Source organism: Exiguobacterium sp. SL-9 (genome assembly GCF_004336985.1).
In the GTDB taxonomy this organism is placed as follows: domain Bacteria; phylum Bacillota; class Bacilli; order Exiguobacteriales; family Exiguobacteriaceae; genus Exiguobacterium.
Window position 1 is genome coordinate 478,702 of sequence record NZ_SJUO01000001.1, and the last position, 25,173, is coordinate 503,874.

Here is a 25,173-nt window from a genome sequence, read left to right on the forward strand (position 1 = left end):
ATTAGCTCACCATCCCTAAGAGGTAGACGATTGAGAAGATGAAAACCCATACGACGTCGATAAAGTGCCAGTATAGGCTCGACACGTAAAACTTTGGTGCGTTGTACACATCGATTGGACGGTTCCAGTTACGAATCAACAACGTCGTGATCCAAAGGAGACCGAACGTGACGTGTGCACCGTGGAATCCGACGAGCGTGTAGAACGCCGATCCGAACGCGCTCGATGTGAACGTGTGACCGATGTGATAGTAGTGGATGAACTCATAAATCTCTGCTCCGAGGAATCCAGCCCCAAGGAGAAGCGTGACGATCAACCAAAACTTCATACGGCCTGGATTGTTCGCTTTCATGTTCATCATAGCGAGAACACTTGTGAGCGAACTTGTGAGGAGGAGCATCGTCATCAAGAAGACGAGCCCCATCTCAAAAATGTTGTACGAACGAAGTTCCTCTGGCGCACCAGAGTTCAGTAGACCGACATACGTTCCGAACAGCGAGGCGAAGAGAACCGTCTCTCCACCGAGGAAGAACCAGAAGGCCACATATTTATTTTTCCCTTCCAGCGTAGCTTTCTCTGGGTTGGCCGGAATTCCGGTCACCGGGTGTTTTTCGACTGCATGTGCCATTTATTGGTCTCCTTTCTCACGAATCGCTTTCAAATCCGCTTCAATCTGTGATTTTGGAATGTAGAAGCCGTGGTCATCAATCCATGAACGGAGGAACATCGATACGAACGTGATGAGCAATCCAATTACGATGAGTGACCAACCGACAACCGCGTTATCCATTTGGAAGATTGCCCCAAGTCCGGCGATGAATAAACCGAGTGACATGAAGAACGGGATGAGCGAATTGTTCGGCATGTGGATGTCTGCTACTGGTTCAGCAACAGAAACCCGTTTGTTGCCCGCCATTTTCTCGAGCCAGAACGTATCGAGACCTTTGACGAGTGGTGTTTGTGCAAAGTTGTACTCTGGTGTCGGTACAGGAAGCGTCCACTCGAGTGTACGTCCATCTTCCCAATGGTCAGGTTTGACAACTTGTTTCGACAAGAACGCCTTGACAACGGCGATCAGCAAGATAATTGTCGACACACCCATGAAGAAGGCACCGACCGTCGACAGCAAGTTCATCGTCTCAAACCCTTGGTTCGGAAGGTATGTGAAGACGCGGCGTGGCATCCCGAACAATCCGAGGAAGTGTTGCGGGAAGAACGTCAAGTGGAACCCGATGAAGAACAACCAGAACTGCCAGTAGCCAAGCTTCTCAGAGAGTGCTTTGCCGAACATAAGCGGGAACCAGTAGTAAAGTCCTGCGAATAGACCGTAGACGACACCACCTACGATAACGTAGTGGAAGTGAGCGACGACGAAGTAACTATCGTGATACTGATAATCGGCCGGTGCGACCGAAAGCATGACCCCTGTCATCCCCCCGACGAGGAACGATGGAATGAATGCGACCGAGTAGAGCATCGCGACGTTGAACTTGATTTGTCCGCCCCATAGCGTGAACAACCAGTTGAAGATCTTGACCCCTGTCGGTACGGCGATAGCCATTGTCGCGACAGCGAAGATCGAGTTGGCAACTGGTCCGAGACCGACCGTGAACATGTGGTGGACCCAAACCATGAATCCAAGGAAACCGATGAGCATCGTTGCGAAGACCATCGTTGTGTAACCGAACAGGCGTTTACGAGCAAATGTCGGAATGATTTCCGAGAAAATACCGAACGCAGGGAGGATCAAGATGTATACTTCCGGGTGTCCGAAGATCCAGAAGAGGTGTTCCCAGATGATGACGTTACCACCCATTGCTGGGTCGAAGTAGACGGCACCGAACAAGCGCTCGAACATCAACATGAACAAGCCGACTGTAAGCGGCGGGAACGCGAAGACGATCAACGCCGAAGCGACGAACGTCGTCCATGTGAAGAGCGGCATCCGCATGAGTTTCATGCCTGGTGCACGCATGTTTAAAATCGTGACGAGGAAGTTAATCCCGGCCATGAGTGAACCAAAACCTGAAATTTGAAGGCCAAGGGCGTAGAAGTCGACCCCTGACGCATCCGGTTGTGTCGAGAGCGGCGCATAAGCCGTCCACCCTGCGTTCGGTGCAGCGCCGAAGAACCAGCTAAGGTTCAGCATGACACCACCGAAGAAGAACAACCAGAAACCGAGTGAGTTAATGAACGGGAACGCGACGTCGCGTGCCCCGATTTGTAGCGGCACGACGGCGTTCATAAATCCGAATAGCATCGGCATGGCCGCCAGGAAGATCATCGTCGTCCCGTGCATCGTGATCAATTGGTTGAACGTTTCGCCGCTGACGAAGTCGTTCAACGGACGAACGAGCTGCCACCGAATAAGTAAAGCTTCAATTCCACCGAGAAGGAGGAAGAAGATTCCTGAGAACAAATACAAAATACCGATTTTTTTGTGGTCAACCGTCGTAACCCAATCCATGATGCCATTGTATTTACGCGGTTGCTGCATAGCAGTGGTCTGTGCCACGTGAAATCCCCCTTTTCCCGTTAGTCAATCTTCTGATCGTACAAGAAGTCAACGAGTGCATCTAACTCTTCATCACTGATTTGGCCTTCACCGAAGCCAGGCATGAGCGCGCCTTGTTTCAATTCTTGTGGATCGCGAATCCATTCTTTCAACTTCTCTTCGTTGTTTTCGAGGTAACCCGCCAACCATTCGCGATCACCAAAGTTTGTTAAGCTCGGCGCGACTTTCCCGCCACCGTGACAGCTCAAGCAGCTCTCGACGTACACGGCCTCACCTGTCGTCAAGTTTTCGTTATCTGCAACGAGGTTTTCTGTATTCGCGTCTTGCTGTGCTTTCATGTCTTCGAGCCATTGGTCGTAATCTTCTTGCTCGAGCGCGATGACTTTGAAGTCCATGAGTGCGTGTGAAGGTCCGCAAAGCTCGGCACATTTCCCGTAGAACGTACCTGGTTCATTTGCATGCAACCACATTTCGTTATCGAGGCCTGGGTTCGTATCCGTCTTACCTGACAAGGCCGGTACCCAGAACGAGTGAATAACGTCTTTCGATGTCAAGTTGATACCGACACGCTTACCGACCGGGATGACGAGTTCTTGACCCGTGACCACGCCTGCGTTCGGATATTCAAATTCCCACCAGTACAAGTTGGCCGTGACATTGATTTCTTCTTCTTTTTTCGCTTCTTTCGCTTTCGCGAGCTCGACTGTCGTCGTAATCGTCGGAACAGCGAGAATGATGAGCAAGATGATTGGAACGACTGTCCAAATCATCTCGAGCGTGCTACTTCCTTCGACTTGCTTCGGAATCGATTCATCTTTCCGACGGAATTTCATGAGCACGTACACGTAAATAATCGTTACGATGACAAGTACAAAGAGCATGATTGCCAAACTGATGAGAATGATGCGAAGCTGAATCTCAGCTCCCTCTCCCATCGGCTTCAATGCAGACAATCCCTCTACGCCGCACCCTGATAACAGTAGTGCGAACATCATCATCGGGACGATGCCAAACAGAAGCTTCTTAAATGATTTCACAACAATCCCCACTTTCTCCCAAAATGATGTGCAATGGTTTCTATATAGTGAGTGCGACTATCAAAGTGCCGTCAATACCAGCGTGACAATCCACACGACTAAATAAATCAATGAATAAAAGAACATTTTGTTTGCCCACTTGATCTCATCTTCGGCTTTGAAACCTTTCAAGCCGAGATATAACCAGTAGCCCCCAAGACCGGCCGCGACGATCACGTAGATCAAACCGTAATGCAAGAACAAGAGCGACGCTGGAATGAGTGTCGCGATCCACCAAATGATTTGGCGCTTGGTGATCGCAAAGCCGTTGACGACCGGTAGCATCGGAATGCCAGCCGCTCGATACTCCTCGACACGCCGCATGGCGAGCGCGAGGAAGTGTGGCGGTTGCCACAAGAACATGACGAGGAACATGAGCCACGCGTCAATATGAAGCGCGGGATCGATGGCTGCCCAACCGATGAGCGGCGGTACCGCTCCGGAGATGCTGCCGACGACCGTGTTCAACGTGTGTGTCCGTTTCAGCCACATCGTATAAATGACGACATAAAAAAATGCCCCGATTAAACCGAAGACTGCTGCCACGTAAGACACGATCAATAAGAGCAATGTCCCGACCGCAAGTTGCGTTAATCCAAGGAGCAAAATTCGTTCTCCCGAAATTTTACCGGTGACACTCGGTCGATTGTCTGTACGTCCCATCAAATAATCGATATCACGGTCCACGAAGTTGTTTAGGTAACAACTCCCGGAGATGACGAGCGCGCTTCCTAACATCGTTAATAAGAGTTGCGGCCAAACTTCAAACAAATAAAGTACTGGCGTATCACTCTGATATGTTGCTGCTACAAAGAAACCGGCGAACACCAACAATAGATTGGCGCGGACGATTCCCATTTTTGCCAGAGCAACATAGTCGCGGAACGAGGCGGATTCTGTATATTCTACTTCTGCCATTGTCCCTGGGTTGACTTTTGTCATACTGACCCCCCTACTAATCACGAAATCCTCGTATTCTTTTCACAGAAAAAACACAATATGAACAAAGTTCACTTAACTCATAACAAAGATACCATATTTTCAAAAAGAATACGTCGTTTATGCTTGTAAAATAGCTAGTTTTTTGTGACAGACGTGTGATAATTGTCACAGTAAAAACGCTACGCTAATACTAGAATAACGATTTTGATAGCGATTGCAAGCTTTTCCGTTTCGTTTTTACGACATAAAGCCGTATAATAAGTATGGCGAAAAAAATATAAACTGACAAGGCACAATTCTAGTGATTTTCTCAAAAGCAGGTGGAAACGAATGCATAAAAAACTCGCACTATTTTCAGCACTCGTCACGCTCGGGATGATGCTCGTTCTCATCATGGGTGGAACCGTGACGAAGACCGACTCCGGCGACGGGTGCGGTACAGATTGGCCGCTCTGTCACGGGAAACTGATTCCGACGAATCCGAGCGTCGAGACGATGATTGAGTACAGTCACCGTGTCGTCTCTGGCGTCGAAGGACTTCTGATCATCGCATTGACAGTTTGGACGTTCGCGGTCGTCAAAAACCGCTATGACGTCAAAGTGTTCGCGTTCCTCGCGTTCATTTTTATGCTCATCCAGTCCATCATCGGTGCCGGGGCTGTCATCTGGCAACAGTCGGACGCGATTCTCGCGCTCCACTTCGGCATCTCGCTCGTCTCGTTCGCATCGCTGCTCATCTTGACGATTCTCCTGTTCGAAGGGGAACGCGTACATCGGGCCGTCTCCGAGCGATTGAAGATTCATCTTTACGGGTTGACGATTTATACGATGGTCGTCGTCTACACGGGGGCTTATGTCCGTCACCTCGGCGCGACGTATGCGTGCGTCGGCTGGCCGATTTGTGACCAGAATGTGTGGACGTTCGAGTCGTACGTCCAGATGGGGCACCGCATCATGGCGGGACTGCTCGTCTTCTATACACTGTACGTATTGTATTTGGCACGTCGGGAGACGAATCGGCTCGTCGAGAAGGGCATGTGGGCCTCACTGTTCTTCATCTTGCTCCAAGTCGGCACGGGGGCGTGGATCGTCCTCGGGGGACATGCCACGTACGTCCCGCTCCTCCATGCATTCTTGATCACGTGCTATTTCGGGATTATCTCGTATTTGGCGTATCACGCATATCGGAGCCAAAAACGGTCGATCGATGCCGTTCGACAAAAATCAGTCTAATCAAGCATATGAAAAGGAGCGACACGTATCGCTCCTTTTTTTGTGTATGGTGTTATTGGGCTTGCTTGAATCGCTCGAGCGCTCGGGCCCGGGCTTCCTTATGGTCAACGATTGGGTCCACATATCCGTCACGCTCGGCAAGGCCAGGGAAATGGATCGCCTTCTTATCGAGATCGGCGAGTTCAGGTACATACTTCCGGATGAACGTCCCGTCCCGATCAAACTTCTCGGACTGCGTCGTCGGATTAAAGATGCGGAAGTACGGCACCGCATCTGTGCCGACCGAGGCGGCCCATTGCCAGCCCCCGATATTTGAGGCCGCCTCATAGTCGATCAGCTTCTGCTCGAAATAGCGCTCCCCTTTCCGCCAGTCAATCATCAGATGCTTCGACAAGAACGAGGCGACGATCATGCGAAGCCGGTTATGCATCCAGCCCGTCTCGTTCAGTTGCCGCATCGCCGCGTCGACGATTGGGTACCCCGTCTTCCCATCACACCACGCTTTGAAGTTCTCCTCATCGTTTTCCCAATCCAAATGCTTATACTTGTCGTTGAACGGACGATCTTTCAACCCTGGGAATTGAACCATGATCATATAGTAAAACTCACGCCATAACAGCTCATCGTAATACGTGTCTCGCCCGCTCGACTTCGGTGCCGACCGCACCGCTTCCGCCACGGTGCGGATTGACAGCACCCCGGTCCGGAGATACGGCGAGAGCCGGCTCGTGCCGGCGATGGCTGGGATGTCGCGGTCCACATCGTATGCGTCGATCCGATTGTTGACGAAGTCATGCAAGCGTCGTTTCGCGGCCGCTTCGCCGAGCGCTTTCCACGAACGCTCGCACCGGTCGAACTGATGCTGCAATTCAATCGGTACGACATTGTCGGTCGTGACGAGCTGCTTCAGCATCTCGATATCGACTTCATACGGTGCGGGCGGGGCCTCGGCATAGGCCGCTTTTTTGAACGGTGTGTAGACTTTGTACGGATCGCCATCTTTTTTCGTGAACGCGTTCGGGGCGAACAAATGCCGATCGAGCAAACGGATGACTTTGACGTCTTGCCCGAGCGCCTCGATGACGGCATCGTCGCGCTGCTTGAACGGTTCGACATACTCGGCGTTGAAATATAAGGCGTCGAGCTCACCGAGTGATTCGACAAACTGTTCAGCCGTGTCGGCAACGAGCACACGCAGACCAAGTCCGTTCTCCTTGAGTTCATCCATGAATTGTCGCATCGTCGCGAAAAAGTAATCGTGCCGCGTCTCGAACGGCTCGCAATACTTGGGATTGAGCCAAAAGACAAATTCCACGTCATCACTTGAATCTGCATCTTTCAATACCCGGTGTAACATATGATGATCAGTCAATCGAAAATCTGATCGAAACCAACAGACTCGTCTCATCTCTCCCACTCCTATCTAAAAAAGAAGCATAGCCGCGCTATGCTTCTTTCCATTATACAAATTCAATCAATAAGTCGTCACTTTGGATTGTGTCGCCCTCTTTAATATGGACCGCTTTGACTTCACCGTCTTGGGCGGCTTGGACCGTCGTCTCCATCTTCATCGCTTCTGTGACGAGGAGCTGTTCCCCGCGGTGGACACGGCTACCCGGTTCGACGAGCACTTTCAATACCGAACCTGGCATCGAAGCACCGACTTGTTTCGGGTTCGACCGATCGACTTTCGGACGGCTCGTCGTCGCCGACTTCACGTTCACGTCCTTGATTTCGATTTCGCGCGGTACCCCGTTCATCTCGTAAGAGACGAGACGGATGCCGTCCTCGTTCGCCGCACTAATTTGAACGAGTTTGATGATGAGCGTCTTCCCGGTCTCGATTTCGACTTGGATCGTCTCTCCGACGTTCAATCCGTAGAAGAACGTCAACGTGTCGAGCACCGATACATCACCGTACGTCGTCGAATGCGTGATGTAGTCCTCGAACACTTTCGGATACAACGCGTTCGAGAGTAGTTCAAAGTCCGTCACCGGACGATCAAGTTTCTCGAACAACTTCGTCTGTGCCGCCTTGAAGTCGTACGGTTCGATCAGTTTACCCGGACGTACGTCGAGCGGCTTGTCACCTTTCAAGATGGCTTGCTGCACGTCAGTCGGGAATCCTCCAGGAGGCGTGCCGAGCTCCCCGCGCATCATCTCGACGACCGAATCTGGGAAGTCAAGTTGGTAACCACGTTCAACGACATCTTGTTCGCTCAAGTTGTGTTGGACCATGAACAGCGCCATGTCTCCGACGACTTTCGAAGATGGTGTTACTTTGACGATATCGCCGAACAACATGTTGACACGGGCGTACATCGCCTTTACTTCGCTCCAACGGTCGCCTAAACCGACCGCCTTCGCTTGTTGTTGCAAGTTCGAATACTGTCCACCTGGCATCTCGTGCTCATATACCGACGGGTTCGAAGCGCGCATGTCACTTTCGAACGGCTCATAGTTATGACGCACGTCTTGCCAGTAATCGCTGATGACTTCGTAATGTTTCGCATCGATTTTCGGTTGACGCTTGTGATGGTCAAGCGCGTAAATCAAGCTGCCGCCTGAAGGTTGTGATGTCATACCCGACATCGAGCTCGCAGCGACGTCGACGATGTCGACGCCCGCATCTGTCGCCCGCGCATATGTGAAGATCCCGTTGCCGGAAGCGTCGTGCGTATGCAAGTGAATCGGCAAGTCGACGGCATCTTTCAAGGCCGAGACGAGCGCGTACGCCGATTCCGGTTTGAGCAGACCGGCCATATCTTTGATGGCAAGGATGTGGGCCCCGCTCGCTTCGAGTTTCTTCGCCAAGTCAACGTAATACGGCAAGTGATATTTCGGACGGCTGCCATCGTATAGGTCACCCGTATAACAAACCGCTGCCTCGGCGACTTTTCCGGTCGGTAACGTCGCGTCAATCGCAAGTTGGATTGACTCGAGGTTGTTCAAGCTGTCGAAGATTCGGAACACGTCGACGCCGGCATAGGCCGCCTCATGGACGAACTGCTCGATGACGTTGTCGGCATAGTTTTTATAACCGACGGCGTTAGCGCCGCGAAGCAACATTTGAATCAAGACGTTCGGCATTTTCTCACGAAGACGCATGAGACGAACCCATGGGTCTTCCGAGAGGAAGCGATAGGCAACGTCGAACGTAGCACCACCCCACGCCTCGACCGAGAACAACTCTGGCATGAGCTTGCTCGTCGGTTCGGCGATATTGATGATGTCTTGCGTCCGCACCCGTGTTGCGAGGAGCGACTGGTGCGCGTCGCGCATCGTCGTATCCGTCAACAACAGTTCAGGCTGGCGCTTGATCCAATCGGCGAGGCCGTCCGGACCGAGCTCCGTCAAAATCTGTTTCGTCCCTGGTTTGGCTTCAGCAGGCAGGTTTTGCGGGATCCGGACCGATCGGCTGATCGGCTTATCTTTCAATCCGACACCTGGGAACCCGTTCACCGTGACGTCACCGATATAGTTAAGGAGCTTCGTCCCGCGGTCTTTCCGTTTCGGGAAGACAAACAGTTCCGGCGTCTCGTCGATGAACGACGTGTTATAGTCGCCGCTGATGAAGTTTTGATGTTTCATCACATTAATCAAGAACGGAATGTTCGTCTTGATGCCGCGAATCCGGAACTCGTTCAAGTTACGGACCATTTTCGAAGCGGCTTGCTCGAACGTCATGCCGTGTGTCGACAGCTTCACGAGGAGTGAGTCGTAATACGGCGAGATTTCGGCCCCGACGTAGGCGTTGCCCCCATCGAGTCGGACCCCAAAGCCGCCCGGAGAGCGGTACGCCATAATTTTGCCCGTGTCCGGCATAAAGTTGTTGCCCGGATCTTCTGACGTGACGCGGGACTGGATCGCGTAACCGAGCAATTTGATGTCCTCTTGTTTCGGCATATGAATGACGTCGCCGTGGAGCGACTCTCCTTGCGCGATCATGAGCTGAGTCTGCACGATATCGAAGCCGGTCACCATCTCTGTGATTGTGTGCTCGACTTGAATGCGCGGGTTGACCTCGATGAAGTAGAACGACTCGTCTTCCGTGACGAGGAATTCGACCGTCCCGGCGTTAATATAGCCGACATGGCGCATCAGTTTTACGGCCGCGTCACAGATGGCTTGACGTGATGCTTCCGATAATGTCACACAAGGTGCGACCTCGACGACTTTTTGATGTCGACGTTGGACCGAGCAGTCGCGTTCGAACAAGTGAATGATGTTCCCGTGATCGTCCCCGAGAATCTGAACCTCGATATGCTTTGGACGTTCCACTAATTTTTCTATGTACACTTCGTCTGAACCGAACGCTTGCTTCGCTTCTGACTTGGCACGTTCAATCAAATCTTTCATCTCGGCTTCCGTGCGGATGACACGCATCCCTCGTCCACCTCCGCCCATCGCCGCTTTGACCATGAGTGGGAACCCGTGCTCGTTCGCAAAGTCGAGCGCGTCTTCGTATGATGTGAGCGGTCCGTTTGAACCTGGAATGACCGGCAGACCGGCTGCGATCGCACTTTGGCGAGCTCGAACTTTATCCCCGAACGCGTGAAGATGCGATTCGTTCGGACCGACGAAGATGATGCCTTCTTCGCGGCAACGACGTGCGAGCTCGATATTCTCGGATAAGAAACCGTACCCCGGGTGAATCGCGTCAGCCCCCGACTGTTTCGCGATCCGGATCACGTCCTCGATGTCGAGATAGGCGTCAATCGGCTTTTTATCGAGACCGATCAAATACGCCTCATCCGCTTTGAAGCGGTGCAATGAGCCGCTGTCTTCTTGTGAATAGACGGCGACCGTGCGCATCCCTAATTCAGTGGCGGCCCTAAAGACACGAATGGCGATTTCTCCACGGTTGGCTACAAGTAATTTGCTAATTGGTTTCAACATAAATCCCCCCATTTAAGTAGTTCAATCCTTTTTACCTTACAACATGCAGCGAAGAACTTTGAACATTTTCTGCCGACTTTTCACGGATTTCCGCTCGCTTCGTCGCTTCCCGATGCCGATTTCGCATCGAGATGCTACTGAGCACACCGAGAATTCCCATCGTCATGATGAGTGACGTCCCGCCGTAACTGACGAGCGGGAGCGTGACACCTGTACCTGGGAACCAGCCGGACATGGCACCGATATTGATTCCGGTCTGGACCATGATTTGAGCAGCGATACCGAACGAGACGAACATCGCGAAGTGACTATCGCTATGATTGGCGATATTGACGGCTCGAAATGCGATGAAAAAGAGCAAGACGAGGACGACGACGACACCAACAAAACCGAGTTCCTCGGCAATGATTGACATGATATAGTCCGTCTCCGGTTCGGGCAGGTACCCGTATTTCTGATAACTGTTCCCGAGACCGACACCCGTCAAGCCCCCATGTACGATTGAGATGATCGACATGAGTAATTGATGACCATAGCCTTCAGGGTCCATGAACGGATTGAAGACGACTTCGATCCGACTGCGTTGATTTTCCGAGAAAATCGTCGTGAACATCAAATAGACGACTCCGATGCCGGCGAGGACAGATGGGATAATGATTCGGAGCGGCGCCCCGACGGCGAGCCACATGAGGAACATGATGGCGCCGAGGACGAACAGTCCCCCCATATCCGGTTGCCCGTTGATGGCGATCGCATACGGCAAAAAGAAGTAGATGACCGGAATCACGAAGAAGGCACCGGCTTGGGCCCGGATTCCTTTCTTCATGACCGCAGCTCGCCCGAGTCGACCTGGCAGCCCTTTCAATTCGTTGTTCCACAATTGGTGATAATAGTTCGCGAGCAATAAAATCAATACAAACTTGGCAATCTCGACTGGTTGAATCGTAAACCCACCAATGATGAGCCACGCCCGCGCCCCGTTGAGCGGTGGCATCGCCCACGTGACGAACAACAGAACGACCGATAAGAGATAGAGGCCGTACAAAATATTTGGTTTTCTAAAGTTCTCATAGCGAAACATCGTTGCGATGAAATAGACGATGATGCCGAGTCCGGCATAAACAAGTTGCCGATAGAACAAACCGCTGTTCGCGTAATCCCCGCGATTCCATACACTCGCACTGTAAATCATGATCGAGCTGATTCCGACGAGCATGAGCACCGCAATGAACAGTGAGAAATCAAAGTACCGAAACCGAGTTTTCATGTTTTCACTTCCTTATGTACAACAATCCTTGACCCATTATAAAAAAATACTCAAACAGCGCCGCTTGCACAGTTTGAGTATAAGGTTCATAAATCTGAAGCTTCCGCGAGGGCGGACAGCTTTTGTTCCAATGAATCGAGCAGTCCTTTACCTTCAATGTCTGAAATGAGTCCAAGACGGACCGCAAAATCAATTTGGCGTGATAGACCGAACATATGTGTATCAAGCACCTCTTCATAAAGCGGGCACTTCGGCATTTTTAGGTTTTCTAACTGCACTTCAATCAAACAACGGATTTTTTCAGCGTCGGCCTCTAATAGTTGAAGCGCTTGCTCCCGTTGGACTGCAGCCAAATTTGTCGCCACTACGACCCCTCCTCCGTACAATGACAGACTGTTTGTCATAACTCAACTGTACATTATATTTCATCATAATTCAATGAACAGTCTGGAATCACTACGAGTTTCTCGCAGTTTCCCTTTTTCTGAGAAAGAGCTGTATAATGTACAGTGTATCGTGATTAAAGGGGGCGTATCAATGATTTTTCCACTAGACGGAGCGGTTCGTCACGCGTTGACGATCGACCCGACCGTATGGATTTTTGATGACCGCAAGCGAAATGTCGAAAACCTCGACCGCGCGGTAGAAAGTGACAATGACGCATACTATGCCAAGATGGGGAAGGCATGGGACGACGGCTTGACGCAAGGGACACGTATCGACCACAACAAACCGATGACTCGGGCCGATAAGGATGCGGCGCTGCGCGACTCGTTCGCGATGCCGTTCGCCCCGTTCCTGCAAAACGCTGAACCGACCGCTACGGCGACGCACGTCAGCTTTTATGGGGAGACGGTGCTCACGCTGCCAATCGATGAGGCGCGTACCGTCTATCTTCAGTTCTCGAAAGACGGGAAAGTGCTCGTGGACGGTCCAGTCTACGTCTTGCATCATCAGCACATTTTGCGAGGGGTTCATCACATCGCGGTGCGAACAGAAGCATAATCGAGAAGGCCATTGCGCCTTCTCATTTTTTTGGACTTTTTAGTTCACAAAGTGTAACATATACGTTATGGAAAAACTTCAAGCTTGAAAGGTCGTGACGCTTACGTACCCTTTATGGAAGAAAAATTTAATCATCGTCTGGATCGGTAGTTTTTTGACGGCGGCCTCGATGAGCCTCGTCCTGCCGTTCCTCCCCTTGTTCATCGAAGAGCTCGGAGTCACGGATCCCGATCACGTTGTCACGTGGTCAGCCGTCGCTTTCGGGGCCACGTTCCTCGTGGCCGCCATCGTCTCCCCGCTTTGGGGACGGCTCGCCGACCAAAAAGGGCGCAAGTTAATGCTCATTCGTGCGAGCCTCGGCATGGCGATCGTGATGACACTCATCAGCTTCGTGCAAGACGTGTATCAACTCGTGGGGCTTCGGCTGCTCATGGGCGCCGTGTCCGGATTTATATCGGCGGGGATCACCCTCGTCGCTTCACAAACGCCAAAAGAGAAAAGTGGCTGGGCGCTCGGTACGTTGTCGACCGGTGGCATCACCGGCGGACTCCTCGGTCCATTGATCGGAGGACTCCTCGCCGACTGGATTGGGCTTCGACCCGTTTTTCTCTTGACCGGCAGTGCACTATTCATCACGTTTCTCATCACACTCGTGTTCGTCAAAGAGGACTTTGTCCCGGTGGCGCGCGAGCGACTTGATTCGACGAGATCGATTATCGCCTCACTTCGTCATCCACAACTCATCTTTAGTCTATTTTTGACGACGTTTTTAATCACCTTCTCGACGCAGTCGGTCGGTCCTCTGTTGACGTTGTACGTCCGTGAACTAAACCCATATACGACGTCGCTCGCCTTTATCGCTGGCATCGTCGCTTCAGCACCAGGTGTAGCCGCCCTCATTTCCGCACAGCGGCTCGGTCGGCTCTCCGATCGATATGGCGCCGAACGTATTTTATTTTGGGCGCTCATCGTCTATAGCGCCTTCTTGATTCCGCAGGCGTTCGTGACGTCGACGACGCAACTCGTCGTGTTACGGTTCGGGCTCGGTTTCGCCACCGCGGCACTCATGCCGTCCGTGCAGTCGCTCCTCCGGCAACATACGCCGAGCCGGGCGGCCGGGCGCATCTTCTCCTATAATCAGTCAGCCCAGTTTATGGGTAACTTGCTCGGACCGTTGTTCGGGTCCCAAGTCGTCGCCCATTTCGGCTTCTCCGCCCTATTCATCGTAACCGGCCTGATCATGTTGACGAACGCCCTGCTCGAAAAATCGAACGTGCAAGTCGCACTCCATCCAAACACGAAATAAACGCCGAGCGGCCGCTCGGCGCTTTTTGTTATAGTAAATCGGCGGCCAACCGGGCGAGCGAAGAGCGCTCCCCTTTGATGAGTTGGACGTGCCCGAACACGTTTTGTCCTTTGAACCGTTCGACGGCGTACGTGAGACCGTTCGAATATTCATCCAAATACGGATGGTCGATTTGATACGGGTCGCCGACGAGAACGATTTTCGAGTTTTCTCCGACCCGAGTCAGAATCGTCTTAATCTCATGTTTCGTCAAGTTTTGAGCCTCATCGATGATGATGAACTGATCCGGCATGCTGCGGCCACGGATATACGTGAGCGCCTCGAGCTGAATCGATTTGATACCGGCCAAGATGTTACCGAGCTCATCTTTTGAATTAGCGTTAAACAAAAACTCCAAGTTGTCGTAAATCGGTTGCATCCAAGGCCGAAGTTTTTCTTCCATCTCCCCCGGTAAATAGCCGATATCATTCCCCATCGGGACGACCGGGCGGGCGACGACGAGCTTGTTGAACCGACGTTCGTCTTCAACGAGTGACAATCCGGCCGCGAGCGCGAGAAGCGTCTTCCCGGTCCCCGCTTTGCCGAGCAACGTCACGAATGGGATATCGTCCCGAAGCAACAAGTCAAGCGCCATCCGCTGTTGGACGTTGCGGGGATGGATGCCCCAGACGTGTTCGACGTCTAGGGAGAGCGGACGAAGGATTGGTTGCAGCGCATCGACGACCGCGACCGCGCTCGCTTTCGAGACGTTACTTTTCAAAACGACGAATGAATTCGGATACAGCTGATTTTTCGTCAAAGCGGACAGTGGGAGCTGCCGGACTTTGTAAAATTCATCGATGACGGCTTGATCGACTTCAATCTCTAGGTAGCCAGCATATCGATCTGTCGTGTCGACGATATGGTCGGTCAAATAGTCTTCGGCTTCGATGCCGATTGCATCCGCTTTGACGCGGACGAGTATATCTTTCGAGACGACCACGACTTTACGGGTGCGGTCATGCTCGTATTGTTTCATCAGGCCGAGCGCCACGGTCAAGATGCGGTTGTCGTTCGTCATGACGTCGAACGGGAAATCGACAGTATGTTCGTGACCGATCTCGACGAACAAGTGCCCGCCGTTTTCGAGCGGTACCCCGTCGTGCAGTTTACCGGTCGTGCGGAGTTGGTCAAGTACACGCGCCGTCTCACGGGCGTTGCGACCGACTTCATCCATATTGCGTTTTTTGCCGTCAAGCTCTTCTAATACGATGGCGGGAATGACGACATCGTGCTCATCGAATTGGAACAAAGAGAGTGGATCGTGTAAGAGTACGTTCGTATCGAGCACATACGTTTTTTTCATAGACTTTGCCGCCCCTCGAAAATAGGATGGTGATCAAGAATTCAAACTCTCCTTGACTTCACGGTCCAGCTTTTCTGCTGCTTCGACATCGTACGTCTTGACGATGTCCGGTTGCCCATACTCCGCTCCATAAAAGGAGACGTTACGGACTTCCTCGACGTGCCCTTCAAAAAAGCGAAGGTGCAATCCCGGCTTCACACTCGGCTCGAATTCGGCCACATGTGATAAGGCCACACTGTAGGCCTGGCCCCCTTCTATAAAAATGAGACTTGCGGTTCGCTCGTTTGCGAGCAACGTGATTAAATGCGAATTCTTCGTCAAGGTAAAGCGAATCGTCATTTCATTCGGCGCTTGCACCCAGCTGATGGCATGGGTGGTCGGCCACCGTTTCGGTTCATCAAATGCGATTAAAAACGTCAATGGCATATCGTTTAACGTGGCTTGTTGTGACGTTGAAAGTTCGAACGCGGTTTTACTCGCCATATACTCCCCTCCTCCCGAACGGGTATACGAAATGGATTCGCCCTTACAAACCTCTTTCCCTGCTTTTCTCTCCTGAAATCATGCTATAATCAACGAAGAGGAAGGTGAGACCATGCGCGTAAAGTGCTCTCTTTGTGACAAAATCGAAACGATTGATTCGTGGTCGTTCGAAGCGAAACGACTTCGTAATAAACCTGCTAAAACGTACATGTGCCAAGCGTGCCAAGAACGCATCACCGCGCGAACCGCTGAGCGTGCCGCGACCGGCCAATTCCACCTATATCCATCATTCCGACAAAAACGGAGATGGTAATCAAAAATGGACGTCTCGCCCGAGGGCGAAACGTCCATTTTTTAGTGTGATTCGATGCCTTGACGTCGGTTCCACCAGAGTCGGCCCCGGTAAATCGCCAAGACGACAGCCATGACCAGGAGAACTTCTGGAATCGGCCATGTGAAGAAGACGAGCGCCATCGTGCCTGCACCAAGGGCGAGCAGCATATAGACGACGAGTGACTTCCACCACGTCAATTGTTTGGCAAAACCTAGTTTGAACACGAGTATCGTCAATAAGATGACCGTGATGATTAACGCGTTGAACCCGACCGAGAAGTCGTTCGCATCACTGCCGACGCCAAGTAGCGAGGCAATCCACGGCACATCGATTTGTGTGATGTCCATCGTTTGAGAAGCTTTCAAGCTGATAATCCCCCTTCATTTCCTACACAACCATTCTACACTATCCAAAACAAAAGGGAACGCCTAGGCGCTCCCTTTTTTCCGACTTATTCTTTACCAAGTTTACGACGCTTGTCAGCTTTCTCGCGCTCGTTCTTGTTCAAGACTTTTTTACGGAGACGGATCGACTCCGGTGTGATTTCACAGTACTCGTCATCGTTCAAGAACGTGAGCGATTCTTCGAGTGAGAAGACGCGTGGACGTTTCAAGACTTGTGTCGAGTCTTTTGCTGAAGCACGCATGTTCGTCAACTGTTTGCCTTTGACAGCGTTGATCGCGAGGTCGACGTCACGGTTACATTCACCGATGATCATTCCCTCGTATACTTCTACACCTGGCTCGATGAAGATCGTTCCACGGTCTTCAAGGGCACCGATCGAGTAAGCCGTCGACTTACCAGGTTCGATACAAACCATGACACCACTGCGGCGTCCGCCGATGTCAGCAGAGATAAACGGACGGTACTCTTCGAACGTGTGGTTCAAGATCCCGTATCCGCGTGTTGCTGACAAGAACTCGTTACGATAGCCGATGAGACCACGTGACGGAACGATGAATTCCATACGTGTTTGACCGTTGTCGTTCGTGTTCATGTTCGCGAGTTCCCCTTTACGGAGACCGATCGATTCCATGACTGAACCCGTGTACTCTTCTGGGACGTCAACGATGACGCGCTCGAACGGCTCAATTTTCGTACCATCTTCGTCTTCACGGATGATAACTTGTGGTTTCGACACTTGAAGTTCGTAGCCTTCACGACGCATGTTCTCAATCAAGATCCCGAGGTGAAGCTCACCGCGTCCTGATACGACCCATTGGTCAGGCGAATCTGTGTTTTCGACACGGAGTGAAACGTCCGTCTCGAGTTGTTTCATCAAACGCTCTTCGATTTTACGTGCTGTCACGAAATCGCCTTCGCGTCCTGCGAACGGTGAGTTGTTTGTCATGAAACGCATTTGAAGCGTCGGCTCATCGATGCGAAGGAGCGGAAGTGGCTCTTCTTGACCGACTGGCGTGACCGTCTCACCGACGTTGATGTCTTCCATCCCGGCGATGGCGATCAAGTCACCAGCTTTGGCTTCTTCGATTTCAACACGTTTGAGGCCGAAGTAACCGAACAATTTAGTGACGCGCAATTGTTTGATTGATCCGTCTGTTTTGCAAAGTGACACTGATTCGCCGACTTTGATTTTCCCACGGAAGACGCGACCTACGCCGATCCGGCCGAGGTAGTTGTCGTAGTCGAGCATCGTGACTTGGAACTGAAGCGGCTCATCCGAGTTATCGATTGGTGCCGGTGTGTTCTCAAGAATCGTGTCGAGCACGTACGTGATTGTATCTTCTTGCTTCTCTGGATCAGGATCGAACGAACTTGAACCGCTGACTGCAGACGTATAGACGACAGGGAATTCAAGTTGATCTTCATCTGCTCCAAGGTCGATCAACAAGTCGACAACTTCATCGACAACGTCGAGTGGGCGTACCATCGGCTTGTCAATTTTGTTGACGACAACGATTGGACGGAGACCTTGGTCGAGTGCTTTCTTCAATACGAAACGCGTTTGTGGCATACAGCCTTCACGTGCATCGACGACGAGGATAACGCCGTCAACCATACGCATGATCCGCTCAACTTCACCACCGAAGTCGGCGTGACCCGGTGTATCAACGATGTTGATGCGTGTGTCTTTATAATCGATTGCCGTGTTTTTCGCGAGAATTGTGATTCCGCGCTCACGTTCGATATCGTTCGAGTCCATGGCGCGTTCTGCGACCATTTCGTTTGTCCGGAAAGTACCAGACTGTTTCAATAATTCATCGACAAGCGTTGTTTTACCATGGTCAACGTGGGCGATGATGGCTACGTTCCGAAGGTTAGTTCTTACATTCATGTAGTTAGTCCTCTCTTATTTAAAAAAGTTTCATCTTTTATTCAACTTTAAGAGTATAGCACACGTCCTACCACCTTTGTCGAGTGTTATCAACTGTTAACGTTTCCAAACGCATCATTTTTGACTACAATAAAGAAGACTAGAGAAAAAAGGGGGAATCTCCATGCAACTCATGTTCGTTTTAATCGCGACCGCGGTCGTCGCTGGTTTCGTCGGTATCGGAATCGGGGTCGCCGAAGGAAGTGCCGCCATCATCATCGGTAGTCTCGCCTTGAGCGGCATCGCCACATTCTTTGGAATCAACTTGCGCCGTCGGGTCCTCTCGAATCGACGTCCATAACAGAAGGCCCGGGCGATTTGCCCGGGCCTTGTTTATGGTGTTATTCTTCTGGCGCCAACACTTATAGGTCGCGTGTCAGACAGATGCGGTCACGCAAGGCGAGACCGTCCTCTTCGATTGACGGATAACCGTGGTCCGGGAAATAGTCCCGCTCGACTGATTCAAAGCGGAAACCGGCTTGTTGATAAAAGCGCAACTGGACGATGCTCGAGTTACCCGTACAGACGAGCATCTGCCTCGCACCGCTCTGCTCGGCGCGACGAATCGCGTCTTGGAGCAAACGTTGACCAATTGTCTGGTTTTGCCGATCCGGCTTGACGGCGATGTTGACGAGTTCGATCATCGTCTCACTGCGCCGCACCAACATATACGCACCGACACGTTCCCCACCGAGTGTCGCTTCATACGTCTCGCCCGCAACGTATTGTTCACGCACCATCGCCTCATTCGGGTTGGCCAAGACGAGCAAGTCACGGACGCGGTCGTAGGTGCCGTTGACCCCAATCTGAAGGTCAGGTCTCACTTCCGGAGTCGCCCCTTTGGCGATGACGTAGTGTTTGACGACATCTTTGACGAACGTCTCGCTCCCAGCAAGGACCGATGTCTTCCCGTCATAGCAGACCGGTTCCCCATAAATCGAGACGACCCTGCCTCCAACTTCCTCGACGAGCAGTTTACCGGCGGCATAGTCCCACGGCATATTCCGCATCGTGATATACCCGTCGACCCGTCCCGCTGCGAGCCACGCGAGTTCGAGCGAGGCGGCCCCATGCGCCCGTGTGCCGACCGAGTCTCGAACAATCGGGGCGAGCACTTCCGGGGCGATCTGCTGGTTCGGTGTCACCCATGTCGCGTTCATGCTAAGGAAAGCATCACGGACATGATGTTCTTGGATTGATGGGAGCTTCCGACCGTTCAACGTCGTCCCGACACCGCGGCGCGCCACGAACAGTTCATCCGCCATCACGTCATACACAAAGCCGTACTCGATGATCCCGTCAATCATGACGGCCACCGAGATGGCAAACATACGCTTCTGGTGAATGAAATTCAACGTTCCGTCGATCGGGTCGACGAACCAGACCGTTCCAGACAGGTCGTCCGGCCCTGTGGAGATCCCTTCTTCCCCGATGATATGATGCTCGGGATACGTCTCGCGGATGCGGTCGACAATCAACTGTTCAACGGCCCGATCAATTTCCGTGACCAAATCTCCTTTCCCCGTCTTTCGCTCGATGCGATAACTCTCATCGATTTGCTGTCGAATATATTCCCCTGCCTGCTTAATCAAATCAATCGCGAACCATTCCAACATGTTTATCACCTCTAATATGTATTGTACCAAACAAAAACCAGTATCCGCATGGAATACTGGTTGAATGAGTGGTTGTGGGTCAGGCTTCGAGACGCAAAAGTTCTTGGCGATATTTCTCTAACCGATGCTTGCTAGCCTGGACAGTGGCATCGTCTTGTGACGCCATTGCATCGAAGAGAGTTGCCAATTCATAATCAATCTCTAAGCGCAGCACCGGAATCCGTTTTTCTGCGTCTTTTCTTTTGAATGCCTCGATCACTTGTTTCATGAGATGCCACACTCCTTTAGTTGGGCTACAAGTTACGGTTTAGTGAGTTGAATTGAGTATATCAGATGAGATTCAAAAAAGAAAGAGAATTGTCTGACTATTTTGAATTTTTTATCTTAGTGAGTATATTCCCATTTCAACTAACGCTAAACCTGAAATAACTGTTAGTGATATGTACCCCATTTAGAAGACAAATAACAAAAAAAGCATGAGAAAACTGTTCTGTTTTCCCATGCTTTCCAGCAGTTACAACTTTATAATCTTTGAATTTGATTTTAGGGCCGCTTGGACCGTACGATAGGTAGAGTAACCGGTCTGTTCGTCGTGGACGGCACTTAGTTGTTTTTCTTCTGATTTCGATGTCACGATTTGTTTGAACGACCGATACGCATCCAAAAACGACTCACGGTCGACGCCGCCTTCATTGGCCAAGGCGACTTGATTATAGAACTCGACGACTTCGATGAGTTCGTCGGTCGTCCAGTCCGGATTGATCGGATAGTTGATTTGCATATTCTTCACCTCGACAACCATTGTATCAACAAAAAAAACTATTGCAAGTTGGTATAGAAATCACTATAGTTTTTTTGTTGCATTGTTTTTGAAACGAAATGTTCTGATTGACCACAGCTTGAACCTAAACCAAAAACCCATATACACACTGCTATCAAGGAGGACTTACTATTGAAACTTAAAGGTGCTACACAGCTCGAGACACCGCTCTTTGACACGTTGCTCACGCACGTGGACACGAACCCGATCGCGTTCCACATCCCTGGCCATAAAGGCGGGAAAGGAATGGACCCTGAATTCCGCGACTTCATCGGCGAGAACGCCTTGAAGATCGATTTGATCAACATCGCCCCGCTCGATGATCTCCATCATCCGAAAGCGTCGATTGCCGAGGCCGAGCGCCTCGCTGCCGAGGCGTTCCGTGCCGACGAGACGTTTTTCTCGGTCCAAGGGACATCGAGCGCCATCATGGCGATGATCATGGGCGTCGTTGGACCGAACGAGAAGATCATCGTACCGCGGAACGTGCATAAATCTGTCATGTCTGCACTCGTCTTGACCGGGGCTCACCCCGTCTTCATTCACCCTGAATATGATGAGACATATGGGATCGCCCACGGAATCACGGCAAGTGCCGTCGAACGCGCTCTCGAGATGCACCCTGACACGAAAGCCGTCCTCGTCATCAATCCAACGTACTTCGGGATTGCTGGTGATTTGGAACGGATCGTCGCAGTCGCTCACGCTCAAGACGTACCGGTCCTCGTTGATGAGGCACACGGTGTCCACTTGCCGTTCCACGACGAGCTCCCTCTCTCGGCGATGCAGGCCGGAGCGGACGTCGCGGCCACGAGCGTACACAAGCTCGGCGGCTCGATGACGGGAAGTTCGATTTTAAATGTCCGTCGCGGACTCGTCTCGCCGGAACGGATTCACGCGATGTTGTCGATGATTACGACGACGTCGACGTCTTACCTCCTCCTCGCGTCGCTCGACGCGGCCCGCCGCCAGTTGGCGACAAAAGGAGAAATGATGAACGAACGTGCCCTCACGCTATCACGAATGGCTCGTACAGCTATCAACAATATGCCGCACTTGTCGGTATACGGTCACGCCGAACTTCATTCAGAGTCGACGTACGCGCTCGACGAGACGAAAATCCTCGTCTCGGTCCGCGAGCTCGGGATCACTGGCTTTGAAGTCGAGAAATATTTGCGGGAGACCCATCGGATCGAAGTTGAAATGTCCGATTTGTTGAACGTCTTGTTCATCGTGACGAGTGCCGACGACGAGTCGACGATTCAAGCGTTGATAGACGGGATGCGTGACGTAGTATCGGTCTACGACCAGTCTGGGAACGATTCGCTATCAATCATGCTCCCAGAGATTCCACCGCTAGCGCTCAGCCCGCGTGACGCGTTCTACGAGGAAACGGAGACGATCCCCCTCGAGAACGCCGTTGGACGCATCTCAGCCGAGTTCATTATGGTATATCCGCCAGGAATCCCAATCATCATTCCGGGAGAACTGATTACGACATCGACACTCGAATACATCATGGCCAACATCGAGGCCGGTCTACCGGTCCAAGGCCTTGAAGACGAGTCGCTCCAAATGATTAAAGTGATTCAACAAACGAAAGCAATCCGTTAAAACGAAAGCGAGCCGGTCCAATGGACCGGCTCGCTTTGTGTCATCAAAAGAAAAGGTGGCTTATGATGATCGAATTGCTTCCCCTACGTTCTATTATAAGAAAACGCTTACATTTTTTCAAGGGGTGAATTTCCTGTTTGATTGGACTCAATCTCATTTTCAGTTAGACAGAGGCGTAAAAACTCGGCAACATGACCAGTATCGCGCAGGGCGATCCCAAGCATCGGATACAGCTGTCTCGGTTCTTCGAGCGCACGGACGTCGAGAAGGGCAGATTGTCCGGTCTGCATACAGACGACGAGCACTTTTCCCATGAATTGATGTGTATACACAAAACCGAAATCATAACGTGACGTCTCTGTCTCGATTCCCGTGAAACGGACACGGCTCGTCTCAGAGACGGTATATAACAATTCTTCATCGAACGCCATCATCGTTCCCTCCTTTCTGACTTCACTCCTTATTTTCCTTTATACTGAACGTACGAAACATAAGGAGGACGACTGATGAAGATACGAAAAGCGAACGAACAAGATTGCGCCGAACTCGTTGCTCTCATGCGACAACTATGGCCAGACGCACCCGTTGCTGAACTCAAGCCTGAGGTCCGGCTCGGTCTCCGCTCGGGCAAGATGCACTACTTCATCGCGGAAACGGACGTACCGATCGGCTTTTGTCAGCTCAGTTTCCGTCATGACTACGTCCCTGGCACCTCCAGTTCCCCGACCGCGTTTATAGAAGGAATTTACGTCATCGAAGCCGCACGGCAGCAAGACGTGGCGACAAGGCTCGTCGAAGCGGCCTCCTCGTTCGCCCAGTCGCAAGGATGCGCCGAACTCGCCTCCGACACGGAAGTCGAGAACGACGGCAGTCAACGGTTCCATGAACGCATCGGCTTTCAAGAAGTCGAACGGACCGTCCATTACGTAAAAAAGCTCTCTCGCGAGTAAGCGAGAGAGCTTTTGACTTATTTAACGACGTGGATTGGCATACCCATTGCGATTTCTGCCGCTTCCATTGCCATCTCACCGAGTGATGGGTGAGCGTGGATTGTAAGCGCGATATCTTCTGCAGTCATGCCTGCTTCGATTGCGAGACCAAGCTCGGCGATCATATCTGAAGCGCCAGTTCCCGCGATTTGAGCACCGATCAAGAGACCGTCCTCTTTACGCGTGATGAGCTTCATGAAGCCGTCTGGCTCGTCGAGAGCGAGGGCACGGCCGTTCGCTGCGAATGGGAATTTCGATACAGTGATCTCAAGTCCTTCTTCTTTTGCGAGTGGCTCTGTGTAACCGACTGTTGCAAGTTCAGGGTCAGTGAAGACGACCGCTGGGATTGCTGAGTAGTCGAGGTAAGCTGGCTTACCGGCAGCTGCCTCCGCTGCGACTTTCGCTTCATAAGAAGCTTTGTGCGCGAGCGGTGGTCCTGGTACGATGTCGCCGATGGCGTAGATGTTTTCGTTCGATGTCTTGCACTGGTCGTCGATTTCGATGATGCCGCGGTCGCTGATTTTTACTTCCGCGTTCTCAAGACCGATGTCGCCAGTGTTTGGACGACGGCCGACTGTGACGAGGACGTAGTCCGCTTCCACAGACTGCTCTTCGCCGTTCACTTCAAACTTAACCGTTACGCCGTCTTCTGTTTCCTCGACGCCTTTTGCAAGCGCGTTCGTGTGAATCGTGACGTTGCCTTTTTGTTTGAGTTTCTTCTTGACGATTTGCGTCATTTGCGGCTCGAAGCCAGACAAGATGTCGCTTGCGCCTTCAACGACGACGACTTCTGTATCGAAGTTCGCGTACGCTGTGCCGAGCTCCATACCGATGTACCCGCCGCCGATGACGACAAGTTTCTTCGGTACTTCAGGAAGAGCCAATGCGCCAGTTGAAGAAAGGACGCGTTTTGACCATTTGAACGATGGGATCTCGATTGGTGTCGAACCAGTCGCGATAATCGCTTTTTTGAACTTGTAAGGAGTCGAGCTATCTTCTGTGATAACACGAACTGTATCTTCAGAGGCGAAGAAAGCTTCACCTTGAACGATGTCAATCTTGTTACCTTTCAAAAGACCTTTGACGCCGCCAGTCAATTTGTTGACGACCGACTGTTTCCAGTCTTGGACTTTTGTGAAGTCGACTGATACGTTGTCAGACGTGATTCCCATTGACGAGTGACCTTTTGCATGCTGGAAGTTGTGACCAGCCGTGATCAACGCTTTTGATGGGATACAACCGACGTTCAAGCAGACGCCACCAAAGTTACCTTTTTCGACGATCGTGACTTTAAGGCCAAGTTGTGCGCCACGGATGGCTGCGACGTATCCACCAGGACCGGCGCCGATGACAAGCAAATCAGTTTCTTGTGCGAATTCTCCTACTACCATGTTC

The 25,173-nt window shown here is 51.6% G+C and carries 24 protein-coding genes; 7 read left to right on the plus strand and 17 right to left on the minus strand.

Going from position 1 to position 25,173, the window contains the following annotated elements; genetic code table 11:
• Nucleotide 1: 1 nt before the first annotated feature.
• From EVJ34_RS02510 to cyoE, 4 genes are read right to left on the minus strand one after another with little or no spacing between them, the layout of a single operon-like run.
• Nucleotides 2–628 (minus strand): cytochrome (ubi)quinol oxidase subunit III, encoded by a 627-nt coding sequence (locus tag EVJ34_RS02510; protein ID WP_071399539.1) that lies wholly within the window; start codon nt 626–628, stop codon nt 2–4.
• On the minus strand, nt 629–2,497 hold the full coding sequence (ctaD, locus tag EVJ34_RS02515) for a cytochrome c oxidase subunit I (RefSeq protein WP_131484800.1): 1,869 nt from the start codon (nt 2,495–2,497) through the stop codon (nt 629–631).
• Between the two features lie 38 nt (nt 2,498–2,535).
• Nucleotides 2,536–3,552: a cytochrome c oxidase subunit II gene (gene coxB, locus EVJ34_RS02520; protein WP_236636617.1), complete on the minus strand. Its 1,017-nt coding sequence runs from the start codon at nt 3,550–3,552 to the stop codon at nt 2,536–2,538.
• A gap of 60 nt (nt 3,553–3,612) precedes the next feature.
• On the minus strand, nt 3,613–4,533 hold the full coding sequence (gene cyoE / locus EVJ34_RS02525; protein ID WP_131484614.1) for a heme o synthase: 921 nt from the start codon (nt 4,531–4,533) through the stop codon (nt 3,613–3,615).
• Between the two features lie 330 nt (nt 4,534–4,863).
• Between cyoE and EVJ34_RS02530 the strand changes: the two genes are divergently transcribed.
• Nucleotides 4,864–5,766, plus strand: coding sequence for a COX15/CtaA family protein (locus tag EVJ34_RS02530; protein WP_131433759.1), 903 nt, complete (start codon nt 4,864–4,866; stop codon nt 5,764–5,766).
• A 52-nt stretch (nt 5,767–5,818) separates the two neighbouring features.
• Here EVJ34_RS02530 and EVJ34_RS02535 read toward each other — a convergent pair whose 3' ends face one another.
• The 4 genes from EVJ34_RS02535 to EVJ34_RS02550 form a co-directional block, all read right to left on the minus strand.
• Nucleotides 5,819–7,174, minus strand: a complete 1,356-nt coding sequence (locus EVJ34_RS02535) for a cryptochrome/photolyase family protein (protein ID WP_131484615.1) — start codon at nt 7,172–7,174, stop codon at nt 5,819–5,821.
• 52 nt (nt 7,175–7,226) lie between these two features.
• Nucleotides 7,227–10,664 carry a pyruvate carboxylase gene (locus EVJ34_RS02540; RefSeq protein ID WP_131433755.1) on the minus strand — a complete coding sequence of 1,146 codons (3,438 nt, stop codon included), beginning with the start codon at nt 10,662–10,664 and terminating at the stop codon, nt 7,227–7,229.
• Nucleotides 10,665–10,695: 31 nt separating this feature from the next.
• Nucleotides 10,696–11,931, minus strand: coding sequence for an FtsW/RodA/SpoVE family cell cycle protein (locus tag EVJ34_RS02545; RefSeq protein ID WP_131433753.1), 1,236 nt, complete (start codon nt 11,929–11,931; stop codon nt 10,696–10,698).
• An 86-nt stretch (nt 11,932–12,017) separates the two neighbouring features.
• The gene (locus EVJ34_RS02550) at nt 12,018–12,296 is read right to left on the minus strand and encodes an Fpa/YlaN family protein (RefSeq protein ID WP_021067011.1); all 279 of its coding nucleotides are present in this window, start codon (nt 12,294–12,296) and stop codon (nt 12,018–12,020) included.
• Nucleotides 12,297–12,468: 172 nt separating this feature from the next.
• On the opposite strand from EVJ34_RS02550, the gene EVJ34_RS02555 reads away from it, so the two are divergent.
• Entirely contained in the window at nt 12,469–12,936 is a 468-nt protein-coding gene (locus EVJ34_RS02555; RefSeq protein ID WP_131484616.1) for a hypothetical protein, read from the plus strand.
• Between the two features lie 94 nt (nt 12,937–13,030).
• Nucleotides 13,031–14,242: a multidrug efflux MFS transporter gene (locus EVJ34_RS02560; RefSeq protein WP_236636618.1), complete on the plus strand. Its 1,212-nt coding sequence runs from the start codon at nt 13,031–13,033 to the stop codon at nt 14,240–14,242.
• Between the two features lie 28 nt (nt 14,243–14,270).
• Here EVJ34_RS02560 and EVJ34_RS02565 read toward each other — a convergent pair whose 3' ends face one another.
• Both EVJ34_RS02565 and EVJ34_RS02570 read right to left on the minus strand, forming a co-directional pair.
• Nucleotides 14,271–15,587 (minus strand): PhoH family protein, encoded by a 1,317-nt coding sequence (locus EVJ34_RS02565; protein WP_131484617.1) that lies wholly within the window; start codon nt 15,585–15,587, stop codon nt 14,271–14,273.
• A gap of 33 nt (nt 15,588–15,620) precedes the next feature.
• Nucleotides 15,621–16,070, minus strand: coding sequence for a PNPOx family protein (locus tag EVJ34_RS02570; RefSeq protein WP_131484618.1), 450 nt, complete (start codon nt 16,068–16,070; stop codon nt 15,621–15,623).
• Between the two features lie 112 nt (nt 16,071–16,182).
• Here EVJ34_RS02570 and EVJ34_RS02575 point away from each other — a divergent pair, with 112 nt between their 5' ends.
• Nucleotides 16,183–16,383, plus strand: a complete 201-nt coding sequence (locus EVJ34_RS02575) for a YlaI family protein (RefSeq protein WP_131433745.1) — start codon at nt 16,183–16,185, stop codon at nt 16,381–16,383.
• A gap of 41 nt (nt 16,384–16,424) precedes the next feature.
• Here EVJ34_RS02575 and EVJ34_RS02580 read toward each other — a convergent pair whose 3' ends face one another.
• Together EVJ34_RS02580 and typA are read right to left on the minus strand one after the other, a co-directional pair.
• A complete protein-coding gene (locus EVJ34_RS02580; protein WP_235045181.1) occupies nt 16,425–16,769 on the minus strand; it encodes a YlaH-like family protein in 345 nt (114 codons plus the stop codon).
• An 86-nt stretch (nt 16,770–16,855) separates the two neighbouring features.
• The gene (typA, locus tag EVJ34_RS02585; RefSeq protein WP_131433743.1) at nt 16,856–18,700 is read right to left on the minus strand and encodes a translational GTPase TypA; all 1,845 of its coding nucleotides are present in this window, start codon (nt 18,698–18,700) and stop codon (nt 16,856–16,858) included.
• Nucleotides 18,701–18,863: 163 nt separating this feature from the next.
• On the opposite strand from typA, the gene EVJ34_RS15785 reads away from it, so the two are divergent.
• Entirely contained in the window at nt 18,864–19,040 is a 177-nt protein-coding gene (locus EVJ34_RS15785; RefSeq protein WP_021067003.1) for a hypothetical protein, read from the plus strand.
• Between the two features lie 61 nt (nt 19,041–19,101).
• On the opposite strand, the gene EVJ34_RS02590 is transcribed toward EVJ34_RS15785, so the two are convergent.
• The 3 genes from EVJ34_RS02590 to EVJ34_RS02600 all read right to left on the minus strand — a co-directional run bounded on the left by EVJ34_RS02590 (nt 19,102) and on the right by EVJ34_RS02600 (nt 21,136).
• The gene (locus EVJ34_RS02590) at nt 19,102–20,355 is read right to left on the minus strand and encodes an inositol monophosphatase family protein (RefSeq protein ID WP_131484619.1); all 1,254 of its coding nucleotides are present in this window, start codon (nt 20,353–20,355) and stop codon (nt 19,102–19,104) included.
• A gap of 79 nt (nt 20,356–20,434) precedes the next feature.
• A complete protein-coding gene (locus tag EVJ34_RS02595) occupies nt 20,435–20,623 on the minus strand; it encodes a hypothetical protein (protein WP_015881266.1) in 189 nt (62 codons plus the stop codon).
• 246 nt (nt 20,624–20,869) lie between these two features.
• Nucleotides 20,870–21,136 carry a UPF0223 family protein gene (locus EVJ34_RS02600; RefSeq protein ID WP_201739648.1) on the minus strand — a complete coding sequence of 89 codons (267 nt, stop codon included), beginning with the start codon at nt 21,134–21,136 and terminating at the stop codon, nt 20,870–20,872.
• Nucleotides 21,137–21,307: 171 nt separating this feature from the next.
• Between EVJ34_RS02600 and EVJ34_RS02605 the strand changes: the two genes are divergently transcribed.
• On the plus strand, nt 21,308–22,789 hold the full coding sequence (locus EVJ34_RS02605) for an aminotransferase class I/II-fold pyridoxal phosphate-dependent enzyme (RefSeq protein WP_131484620.1): 1,482 nt from the start codon (nt 21,308–21,310) through the stop codon (nt 22,787–22,789).
• Nucleotides 22,790–22,896: 107 nt separating this feature from the next.
• Here EVJ34_RS02605 and EVJ34_RS02610 read toward each other — a convergent pair whose 3' ends face one another.
• Nucleotides 22,897–23,220: a DUF3055 domain-containing protein gene (locus EVJ34_RS02610; protein WP_131484621.1), complete on the minus strand. Its 324-nt coding sequence runs from the start codon at nt 23,218–23,220 to the stop codon at nt 22,897–22,899.
• Nucleotides 23,221–23,295: 75 nt separating this feature from the next.
• On the opposite strand from EVJ34_RS02610, the gene aac(6') reads away from it, so the two are divergent.
• Nucleotides 23,296–23,739, plus strand: a complete 444-nt coding sequence (gene aac(6') / locus EVJ34_RS02615; protein ID WP_131484622.1) for an aminoglycoside 6'-N-acetyltransferase — start codon at nt 23,296–23,298, stop codon at nt 23,737–23,739.
• Nucleotides 23,740–23,756: 17 nt separating this feature from the next.
• On the opposite strand, the gene lpdA is transcribed toward aac(6'), so the two are convergent.
• Entirely contained in the window at nt 23,757–25,169 is a 1,413-nt protein-coding gene (gene lpdA, locus EVJ34_RS02620; protein WP_034777014.1) for a dihydrolipoyl dehydrogenase, read from the minus strand.
• Nucleotides 25,170–25,173: the final 4 nt, after the last annotated feature.